11 protein-coding genes are annotated in these 9708 nt (G+C 33.5%); 3 read left to right on the top strand and 8 right to left on the bottom strand.

The genetic code is table 11. The features are described 5' to 3' along the window. Positions 1–156 precede the first annotated feature (156 nt). Complete coding sequence (locus RV17_RS13840; protein ID WP_071869415.1) at positions 157–489, top strand: TetR-like C-terminal domain-containing protein; 333 nt, start codon at positions 157–159, stop codon at positions 487–489. On the opposite strand, the gene RV17_RS12675 is transcribed toward RV17_RS13840, so the two are convergent. Genes RV17_RS12675 through RV17_RS12695 form a run of 5 tightly spaced genes read right to left on the bottom strand, consistent with a single transcriptional unit; the run spans position 490 to position 4132 of the window. Next, entirely contained in the window at positions 490–774 is a 285-nt protein-coding gene (locus RV17_RS12675; protein WP_071869416.1) for an LPXTG cell wall anchor domain-containing protein, read from the bottom strand. 1 nt (position 775) lies between these two features. Then, on the bottom strand, positions 776–1234 hold the full coding sequence (locus RV17_RS12680; protein WP_071869417.1) for a hypothetical protein: 459 nt from the start codon (positions 1232–1234) through the stop codon (positions 776–778). Position 1235: 1 nt separating this feature from the next. Then, positions 1236–1736: a hypothetical protein gene (locus RV17_RS12685; RefSeq protein ID WP_071869418.1), complete on the bottom strand. Its 501-nt coding sequence runs from the start codon at positions 1734–1736 to the stop codon at positions 1236–1238. 19 nt (positions 1737–1755) lie between these two features. Then, positions 1756–2229 carry a hypothetical protein gene (locus tag RV17_RS12690; protein WP_071869419.1) on the bottom strand — a complete coding sequence of 158 codons (474 nt, stop codon included), beginning with the start codon at positions 2227–2229 and terminating at the stop codon, positions 1756–1758. Between the two features lie 10 nt (positions 2230–2239). Continuing rightward, entirely contained in the window at positions 2240–4132 is a 1893-nt protein-coding gene (locus tag RV17_RS12695) for a BspA family leucine-rich repeat surface protein (protein ID WP_071869420.1), read from the bottom strand. A gap of 809 nt (positions 4133–4941) precedes the next feature. Between RV17_RS12695 and RV17_RS12700 the strand changes: the two genes are divergently transcribed. Beyond that, positions 4942–5679 (top strand): class I SAM-dependent methyltransferase, encoded by a 738-nt coding sequence (locus RV17_RS12700; protein ID WP_067483608.1) that lies wholly within the window; start codon positions 4942–4944, stop codon positions 5677–5679. A 221-nt stretch (positions 5680–5900) separates the two neighbouring features. Next, positions 5901–6923: an LLM class flavin-dependent oxidoreductase gene (locus RV17_RS12705; protein ID WP_067483610.1), complete on the top strand. Its 1023-nt coding sequence runs from the start codon at positions 5901–5903 to the stop codon at positions 6921–6923. Between the two features lie 223 nt (positions 6924–7146). On the opposite strand, the gene RV17_RS12710 is transcribed toward RV17_RS12705, so the two are convergent. From RV17_RS12710 to RV17_RS12720, 3 genes are all read right to left on the bottom strand, one after another. Continuing rightward, complete coding sequence (locus RV17_RS12710; RefSeq protein ID WP_071869421.1) at positions 7147–7818, bottom strand: ABC transporter ATP-binding protein; 672 nt, start codon at positions 7816–7818, stop codon at positions 7147–7149. A gap of 9 nt (positions 7819–7827) precedes the next feature. Beyond that, positions 7828–8898 (bottom strand): ABC transporter permease, encoded by a 1071-nt coding sequence (locus tag RV17_RS12715; protein ID WP_067483614.1) that lies wholly within the window; start codon positions 8896–8898, stop codon positions 7828–7830. Between the two features lie 160 nt (positions 8899–9058). Further along, on the bottom strand, positions 9059–9466 hold the full coding sequence (locus RV17_RS12720) for an NUDIX hydrolase (RefSeq protein ID WP_067483616.1): 408 nt from the start codon (positions 9464–9466) through the stop codon (positions 9059–9061). Positions 9467–9708: the final 242 nt, after the last annotated feature.

Raw genomic sequence — 9708 nt, forward strand, 5'->3', positions numbered from 1 at the left:
ATGTGTCCAAGATATTGACTCAAATCCAATAGACAAGACGTATTAAATCAAATTATTAACGAGTTTACGAAAAAATTAGATAATGTTTTTTCTAATAGAATAAATGTATTAAACCCTATAGACTTTTCTAACATTAACGTATTTAAATCGAGTTTAATGCCTCATGTACTCGAAATTATTTCGTTCTTATATCATGAAAAAGATATTATCCAAGTATTCATGACTACTTCCTCTGAAGTTGACATTTTAAAAATTATCTATGATCTCTTTCTTACCCATTTTAAAACGTGGTTGCCTCAAAAGTTTCATTTGAATTATAGCCCTGAAACATTAAACCAATACTGTGATTTCTTAACTAGAGGTTCCGCCCTTTTAATTGGTAACTGGTTTCGAAAAAATTTTAAACAATCTCCTCAAGAAATTACCACAATTCTGGTAAATATGATTGCCCCTAATCTTTACGGACTTTATCATAGAGACAATCATTAATTAATAATAATATTTCAGTATATTAAAACTAAATAAGGAAATCGCTATCAAGCATAAGACAACGCCTATTTGTAGAAATTTTATACTAGTTTTATCATTTGTTTTAGGTAGAATCGAATTATCGTTTACCTTAACCTTTTCCAAAATTTCTTCTTTCTCAATAAATAAAGTTAACTCTGTTTGATTGGTGTCTGCTACAACAATATTATCAGTCTTTAGATTGATTACTACTTGTAGTGATACCACCACAAGTAGCATAACAATGCCTTTAACTATTTTTTTCATATCATTGCTCTTTTAATTCAGCTGTAAATACAATACTTCCTTTATATTCACCAGCTTTTGCATTTGTCCAATCGACGTCCTTAATGTCTGACCACAAATCTAGTTTAGTTTCTGATCCGGCTAGAATATCTGTTTCTGCAAAAGAATAGTCCGCTAATTCGTCTGTAGACTGGTTATATTTTAGTGTGAAAGGTAATACATCGTTGCTTCCTACTCGTTCAAACTGGTTAACTTCTGTAGTGACTCTAACTATTTGATCGGGTGCAATATCCCCTGTTACATATAAATCACCAATATTTACATTCTTCTCAGTAATTGTTTGATTCGATGGAATATTTAAAATATAGTTACTTTCAAAATTCGCTGTTAATTCTGTAGTATCTGCTAAAACCACTGTGCTAGCTGATAAAGGAATTAATCCTGCAAATAAAATACCTAATTTATTAAAATTCATTTTCATATTAATCTTCTCCTAGCATTTTTGATTTATATTCTGAAGTAAATGTTAACGTTGTTAAGTATGTTCCCGCTCTTTTATCACCCTCAGGATCACCCACAAATAAAGTTGCTACTGAATCAGTTTGACCACTTTTATAGTCAAATGTTCCAATTTCTGGATTATTAATGAGTATTGGGGCTCCTGATTTTGTAATTGTACTTTTTAAGGTGCTAATATTTGTCGTTGTGTCTCCATCTCTTTTTAAAGTAATTTCACTATCAGCTGTCAATCCATCCTTAATAGAAAGAGATACATAACGATCTGGATCTATATTATGTGAAATTGTCTTAATATCAATGTACGTAGTAGTTCCTGCATCTAATTCTACCGTAGCTGGTATACTGATTAAGTATTCACTGTCTACTTGGTAAGACAATTTAGTTTGATCATCTGCTTGTACTTTTCCTCCGAATAATCCTAAAATTCCTATTGCAATAAATCCTGTAAGTAACGTTTTTTTCATCTGTATTTCGCTCCTTTTTTTAAATTACGTGTAAATTAAATTTAATTTCTGAACCATTTAACGGCGTTTGTTGCTCATTCATTGAGAAACATTCATATTTTAATATAGCATTTTCATAGTCCCCCTCCTCTAATTCTTGATTCAATTCAATATCATAGATACCATTACCTGGTTCAATGAATTTTGATTCCCAAATTTTTGTGCCGTCTGGCAAAAGTAAAGATAATTTGAAGTAACAGGTATTAATATCTGGATTATATAGATTCACTGCTTGCTTTTTTTCATTTTTTACAAACGTCATTGATTCAAATCCAGGAATAGCAATTGATTCATTTTCTGTTTTTGTCTGGACATTTTTCTTACCTGTCCACGTTTGACCTTCTGTCTCTGCTACAACTGTATCGTTCTTTTTATTAAAACTTACTCCAATTGCAACCAAGCCAATAAGGATTAATAAAGCGATAACACCAATTATTTTTTTCTTCTCTTTCATATTTTTCCTCCTAATAAAAATCTATTGTAAAATTTATAGTACCTTCGTAAGTCCCCGCAAGTTCTTTTTCTGCTGTTTGTTGGACATATAAAGTATTTTCTTCCCTTTTTGTGTCCAAGACTTCTAGTACATGAGCTGGTTCCATGTATGCTTTTTCTTTAGTAATCTCTTTCTCGAGAATGAGTGTTGGATCATAAGTATTTACTAGCGTTACTTTTTCATTCGTTGAAATGATCAAGGTCTTTCCTTCCTGATAATTTTCTGCAGACACCTGCAATTGATTGGTCTCGTTTAGATTGACACTAGCTGGTATACTTACAATATAGGCAGGAGTATATTGTGCATACAATATCAGCGAACTCGATACAGGCGTTGTAAAATCGTACGGCTCGTTTCCTTCAGGATCGATTGACCAATAGTCAAAAATATAGCCGTTTTTTTCTGGTATATCCGGAACATACCAAGTTTTCCCTGTAATATTTCTTTGCCCAGAAATTTCTGTACCACCATTCGTATCAAATGTTAATGTGTGTAATTCTTCAATCCGATACGTGTTACTTACTCCATTTGTATTGTGAAAATTAATTAGCTGGTTGCTAAACACTAAGTTATCATCCTTATCTGCCCATACGTAGCCTGATTTGAGATCAGGCAGATACATGAAAGTGGTTAGGGTTACTCTTGATCCTATCGTCAATTTTTCAGGTAATGTATTTTCGAAAAATTTATAAGATATAGTGGAAGTCACAATCCAATTATCAATGTTTAATTCTTTTAAATTTGTCATATTTCTAAACATATATTCGTTCTCTCGAAGATTACTTGTTATAAAATGTGAGACATCCAAACTTTCCATACTAGTTAAATCAGAAAAACAGGAATTCATTTTTTCCACATTTGAAACATCAAATCCTTGTAAATTCAAATGAGTTAAATTAGTCATTCCGTGGAACATATACTCCATATTTTTTACATTTTGTGTTTGAAAGTTTGATAGGTCTAATCCAGCTATTTGATTCGCATATTGAAACATAAAGCTCATGTCGGTAGCTTTACTTGTATTAAAATTGGAAACATCCAATTGATTAACTCTAACATTAGAAAACATTTGCCTAAAGCTTATACAATTCTCAGTATTAAAACTAGACACATCCAAGTAAGCTAAGGAGTGACAAGAAGAAAACATAGCCTCAAATGTAGTAGCTTCACTTGTATCAAAATGAGACACGTCTAGTAGCTTTACTTTAGAACATCTAGTAAACATATAAGAAAAGTTACGTGTATTTCGAGTATTAAAACTAGACACATCAATTTCTTCTAAATTATTACAATCAAGGAACATTCCAGCAAAAGATACTGAAGCTCCTGTATTCAATAATTCAAGTCCAGTGATAGTGGTTGCATATGTTAACCCTGCAAACATCCTATTAAACCCAATTGAAGCGTCAGGGTCTATTTTCTCAATAATCTTCACTTCAAATATTTGTTCCTTGTATCTTTCCCAAGGGGCATTAACTGAGCCCCAACTTCCTCCGCCTATCTCTAATAGTCCATCTTCATAAAGAACCCATGTCATTCCAGCAGTATTTCTACCAGAAGCAACTACATTCACATTCCTATTTTGAAAATTTGAGTCTTCTGTAGGATCCTCTTTTTCTACGTTATTTGAATCATTTGATTCAGAGGATTCTGTATCGTCTATTTTTTGTAGTTCCTCTATTTCTATATCTTCTTCAAATTCAGTAATAGGTTCATCATCAATTAATTGACTCTCTTGTGTTTCATCGAGCAATTCACTAGACATCGTCTCTTCTAGTAATTCTTCATTTTCAGCAGCATAACTTACATTAATTGGTAAGACTAACGTTGATAATATCGTTGCAATTAAAATTTTTCTTTTCATCGTTCATCTCCATTCTTAACTACCAATTTCCCGAACACAAAGTAATTTAACATATAGTATTGTTAAATAGGTTTACAAATAAGAAGTGAGTGTCTACATTTTTTATTTCAAAAAAAGACAGGTGATTATAAATTTATAATCACCCGTCTTTCCACATTTTTTATAATTTTATAATTAAATAGTTCCTTATCCAACCAACAATATAGTTTTCCAACTATTTATCAAACTCAAATAGAAAATTAAAATAAACTAGCTTATATACAACATGTTTATGGTCACACTTTTGGTCACAGTTTGGTTCAATTCAAATATAATTACACTAGCCATCTTGTTAAAAATCCCCATAAAATCAGAATACAATTCTCTTACTTCCTAATAGGCTATTGAGTGGGAATAATAAAAAAGAGCCAACAAACATTGTTAAATCAATGTTTGTTGGCTCTTTATTTTTTTATAATCACACTTTTATCACAGTTGCTTCTTTTATTTCTGAAATTGATTTTTAACATCTTTTACTAAGTTCTGGTAATTCAATCTTTATATAATTATTTGAGGATTCTGCAACAGCAAAACTTGCTAATAGAAAAAATTGAACAAACCGCTTTTTCTATATAAAAACAGTTTGGAAAAACAAACATTCATTTTGAAAATTCTGGACTAAATGTCGCTGCTATTGTAAGCTTACTTAAAATATTCGTAAAAAAGGACCCCTTATCATTGTAAAAAAATTATGAGCCTTTGGCATGAATGGGTGAAGATTAATTACAGCAAGCACACAACAATTGATTACATTTTAGGAGTGAACATAATTGAAAGAAAACATTTACGATAATAATCGCTTTTTTGATAAATACAGCCATTTTCCAAGATCCGTAGCTGGACTCAGTGCTGCTGGCGAATGGCATGAATTAAAAAAAATGCTGCCAGACTTTCAAGGGAAAACTGTTTTAGATATTGGCTGTGGTTTTGGTTGGCACTGTATCTACGCGGCAGAACGCGGTGCAGATACAGTAATTGGGACAGATATTTCAACAAAAATGTTAGCTGGGGCACGCGAACGAACACACCTTGCCAATATTGAGTATCAACAGATTGCAATGGAAGACTTAGATTTTAGACCTGAAAGTTTCGACATCATTATCTGTTCATTGGCACTTCACTATACCCCTGATTTTGATCGAATTTGCTCAAAAATTTCTTCTTTTCTTCGTGTAAATGGTGAGTTCATATTTTCGGTAGAACACCCTGTTTTTACCGCATATGGGAATCAAGACTGGATCTATAACGAAGATGGGACACCTGATCATTGGCCTGTTGACAATTATTTTCTGGAAAATCAGCGTAAAGCAGTATTTTTGGGAGAAACTGTCACCAAATACCATAAAACACTGACAACTTATTTAAATACATTAATCAAACATGGATTGAGCATTACCGCAATTGTAGAACCAATACCAGACAAACATTTATTGGATAGTGTTCCCGGAATGAAAGATGAATTAAGACGTCCAATGATGCTACTGGTTTCTGCTAAAAAAATCAAATAAATTTCTTACTTTTATTTTTTACTATAGATTATCAAAAGTCAGCTAATTAAAGGCTGACTTTTTCCTTTTTCACTGTAAAGTAAATACTAGGGAGAATCGCTTCTTTTCATTTGAGAATCACAGCCGGAACAATTATTCGCCTTTTAAAATAAAAAGTAGTAGAATAAATTAAACTTATTAAAAGTAAGTGAAATTATTCAAGGTTAAGGAGGATTTCAATTATGAAAAACATTGGCTTTTTAAGTTTCGGTCATTGGATGGATCAAGGTTCTTTAGTAAAAACCGCTCAAGATGCTTATCTACAATCAATTGAGCTAGCTGTCGAAGCAGAAAAACTCGGCATTGATGGTGCTTGGTTCCGCGTCCATCATTTTGCACCACAAATTGGCTCACCATTCCCACTACTTTCTGCAATTGGTGCACAAACAAGTAAAATCGAGATTGGAACAGGATTAATCGACATGCGTTACGAAAATCCTTACTACATGGCAGAAAATGCTGGATTAACAGATATCATTACCCAAGGACGAGTGCAATTAGGCGTCGGTCGTGGTTCACCTGAACAAGTTCTCGATGGTTGGAAATACTTTGGTTATGATTACAGCGAAGAAGAAATCAAAGAAGTTACACGTGAACGAACACTTGAATTTTTAGAGTTATTGAAAGGTGAACGTTTTGCTGAACCAAATCCAATGCCAATGTTCCCACAAGCACCAGGAAAATTGCGTATTGAACCTTATTCAGAAGGTTTAGAAAAACGGATTTGGTGGGGAGCAGGCTCACAAGAAACAGCCATTTGGGCGGCTAAACACGGAATGAATCTTCAATCATCAACACTTGTTAATAACGAATCAAATGAACCTTTCCACGTTCAACAAGCAAAACAACTACGTGCATACAAAGAAGCTTGGAAAGAAGCGGGTCATGATTTTGAACCAAGAACGCTCGTTACTCGTTCCATTCAGCCAATTACAAGTGACTTAGATCGTCGTTTATTTGGTGGAAATGATGATTCTAAATACGATCAAGTTGGTTTCTTAGCTTATCATCAAAATCCAACAATTTTTGGTAAAACGTTTGCTGGCGAGCCAGATCAAATCGTAAAAGAATTAGCGGAAGACGAAGCAATCAAAGAAGCGGATACTGTTCTTGTAACTATTCCAAACACTCTAGGAGTTGAATACAACGTTCATTTGCTTGAATCCATTGTAAAAGATGTCGCCCCTGATTTGGGTTGGCGTTAAAAAATTTGAAGAGTTGAGCGTATCTTTTGTTCGAGAATTTCAATTGTATAAATAATAATAAATACCAAGTAGCCTTCCCTATTTTATGCGTATGTACGTTATTTTGCTGAAATTCACTCAACAGATCTCTCTTCGTAACTAAAAAATAGAAAGAGCCTAGGAAAAATGATTCCTAGGCTCTTTCTATTTTAAAAACAAGCTTTTGTTAGCATTCGGGAATTAATTACTCCTTCTGCTCTGTTAGTTGACCATCTTTCATCACCAACACGCGATCACAATGTTCAATCAAACGAGTATCATGAGTCACCATAATCGTTGCTTTTTGTTTTTCTTTGGTTTCTTCAGCTAATATTTTTACTACTTCATAAGCTTTCTCTGAGTCAAGACTTGCTGTTGGTTCATCTGCCAAAATAATTGTTGGGTCATGGTACAATGCACGTGCAATTGCTACACGCTGACGCTCTCCTCCTGATAATTCTTCAGGATATTTATCAAGCAACTTACCTACGCCTAACTGTTCTAACAACTTAATCCCATTATCTAGTCGGTTTTCTTTACTAACTTTATCGACCAATTTTAATTGTTTTTTTACAGTTAAAAAAGGAACCAAATTAGATGCCTGTAAGATAAATCCAATTGCTTTAAAGCGTAAAGCTGCACGTTGCTTTTCTTTTTCTTCACTAAACGGTCGATCGTTAATCAGCACTTGCCCAGCAGAAGGAGCCTGTAGCCCCCCAGCAATTGTTAAGAGTGTACTTTTGCCAGAACCAGAAGGGCCAATAATTGCCACAAATTCTCCTTTTTCAACTGAAAAATTCGTTTCCTTTAAAGCCTCAATAACAGAATCACCATCTTTAAATGATTTTTTTACTTGTTTAAATTCAATTGCTTTCATTATTTTCTCCTATCCGATAGCTTTTAATGGATCAATTTTCACAATTGTTCTGACAGAGAACAAAGCACCCAAAACTGCTATCACAATCATCAAAATACTGATACTTAAAAAGAACAGAAGATTTACTTGAAATGGCACAGCTTCAGGTAACAGTAAACTTGTCCCCAACGTTCCCACTAATCCCGTTGCCACCCCGATAATTGCAAGTAAAAAAGTCTGAACAATCACTGAATTAGCAATGTATCGACTAGAAATTCCTTGTGCTTTCATGACACCAAAAACATCCGCTTTTTGCATAGTTAAAACATAGATAAAGATCCCAATCACAATAGCAGCAATCACAATTAAAAAGCCAATCATAAAGCCAAAAGTTAGGACTTGTGCGCTATATCCAGGCAAATCATTTATGAATGTCTTAATACTTATTTTTTTTAGATCATCTGGAATTTTACTTACGTTTCCTCTCGTAACAATCGCATTGACTCTCGTTTTTTCACTAGTTTGACTGCCCTGTGTTTCAAAACGAATTTCTTGATAAGCACCCACTGTTGTATACAAAACTGGGGCAACGCTAAACTTTGCATTCTTCGTGAATCCTACAATTTTTAATTTTTTATCACTGCCCGCAAGTTGAACTGTGTCACCTAAACTCAGCTCATACTGCTCTTTTACACTACTATCCGCAACTGTTTCATCATCGGAATGGAACATTCTCCCATCACTGATTTTTGGAGCTAAAAATTGATCTTGATTAATTCCAAAAAAAGTAACATCAATTTTTTCTTTCCCTTTTTCTTTCTGTATCACACCCGCAGTCTGTGTTAGGTAGGCCTTTTCTTCTGCCTTGACCTCCTCAAATTTCGTTAATGGAATCATCGACATATTTAAATTATTATTAGCTTCATCTGCTAATAATATATCGTCTGCTTGCCAATTATCTATTGCTGTCCGATTGTCCTGAGCTAATCCATATGCTAATCCTGTTAAAAAAAATACTAGATAGGCAATCAAAAACATAACTCCAATTACCAAAGCATATCTTAACTTTGAATACCTGATTTCGTTTATTGCTAAAAACATGTCGCTCCTCCTTGCCTTCTATCGAGTAAAACAAGCGTACCATCTTTTCTTCTAAGATAAAAATAGAGTGACTTATTTGCTATAAAAATAAAAAAACCTGACTATGTAGTCAGGAGGGTAACATCCTTAAAAAGTTAAACATAAAGTAACTGCGTCTTTTTTAACACCAAATTGTATGTTCTGTCTTTAAATCATCTTGTTTAGAAAGCCATCGAAATAACGAAGCTAAACTAGGAGAAAATTCAACGGAACTTAGCTCAGAAATAAATTGTACACCTTTAATTTTATTAGGCTCATTTAATGTTGGACGCCCCGAAACCTGATGAGCAAAATAGAAATGTCCTTCCCATTCCACTCCTTCAAAAAGGAAGTCCGCTTGATAAACTTCTTCTACTTGAGAAATTCGTAAGGCAGTTTCCTCATATACTTCACGGATAGCACATTCCATTGTGGTTTCGCCAATTTCTTTTTTACCACCTGGAAAATTCCAAACATCTGCTCTATCTCTAATTATTAAAAAATCCCCAGCAGTGTCTTTAATAAATACGCGAGAAAAAACTTTCTTCATAAAATCAGTCCCTTTTGAGTTATAGCAATAATTTGTTTCCGCTTCCATATGTTAGTATATCAGATTTGTTATTCGAATTTAGGTTCTCAAAAATATTTAAAAGTAACAACAAAAACGGATGGTAAAATACTATTACTGATTTTTTTCTGATTTAATTTTCACAACACCTAGCTCAAGCGCTTTAACAACTGCTGACACGGTAGAATGAACATGGATAGGCTACAATTAACTAGACAGAAAAA

This window comes from Enterococcus thailandicus, from assembly GCF_001886265.1.
GTDB classification, from domain to species: Bacteria; Bacillota; Bacilli; order Lactobacillales; family Enterococcaceae; genus Enterococcus_B; species Enterococcus_B thailandicus.

Bases quoted from the DNA above. Each gene is read 5' to 3' on its own strand.
- RV17_RS13840 (WP_071869415.1), top strand. From the start codon at position 157: ATGCCTCATGTACTCGAAATTATTTCGTTCTTATATCATGAAAAAGAT.
- RV17_RS12675 (WP_071869416.1), bottom strand. From the start codon at position 774: ATGAAAAAAATAGTTAAAGGCATTGTTATGCTACTTGTGGTGGTATCA.
- RV17_RS12680 (WP_071869417.1), bottom strand. From the start codon at position 1,234: ATGAAAATGAATTTTAATAAATTAGGTATTTTATTTGCAGGATTAATT.
- RV17_RS12685 (WP_071869418.1), bottom strand. From the start codon at position 1,736: ATGAAAAAAACGTTACTTACAGGATTTATTGCAATAGGAATTTTAGGA.
- RV17_RS12690 (WP_071869419.1), bottom strand. From the start codon at position 2,229: ATGAAAGAGAAGAAAAAAATAATTGGTGTTATCGCTTTATTAATCCTT.
- RV17_RS12695 (WP_071869420.1), bottom strand. From the start codon at position 4,132: ATGAAAAGAAAAATTTTAATTGCAACGATATTATCAACGTTAGTCTTA.
- RV17_RS12705 (WP_067483610.1), top strand. From the start codon at position 5,901: ATGAAAAACATTGGCTTTTTAAGTTTCGGTCATTGGATGGATCAAGGT.
- RV17_RS12710 (WP_071869421.1), bottom strand. From the start codon at position 7,818: ATGAAAGCAATTGAATTTAAACAAGTAAAAAAATCATTTAAAGATGGT.
- RV17_RS12715 (WP_067483614.1), bottom strand. From the start codon at position 8,898: ATGTTTTTAGCAATAAACGAAATCAGGTATTCAAAGTTAAGATATGCT.
- RV17_RS12720 (WP_067483616.1), bottom strand. From the start codon at position 9,466: ATGAAGAAAGTTTTTTCTCGCGTATTTATTAAAGACACTGCTGGGGAT.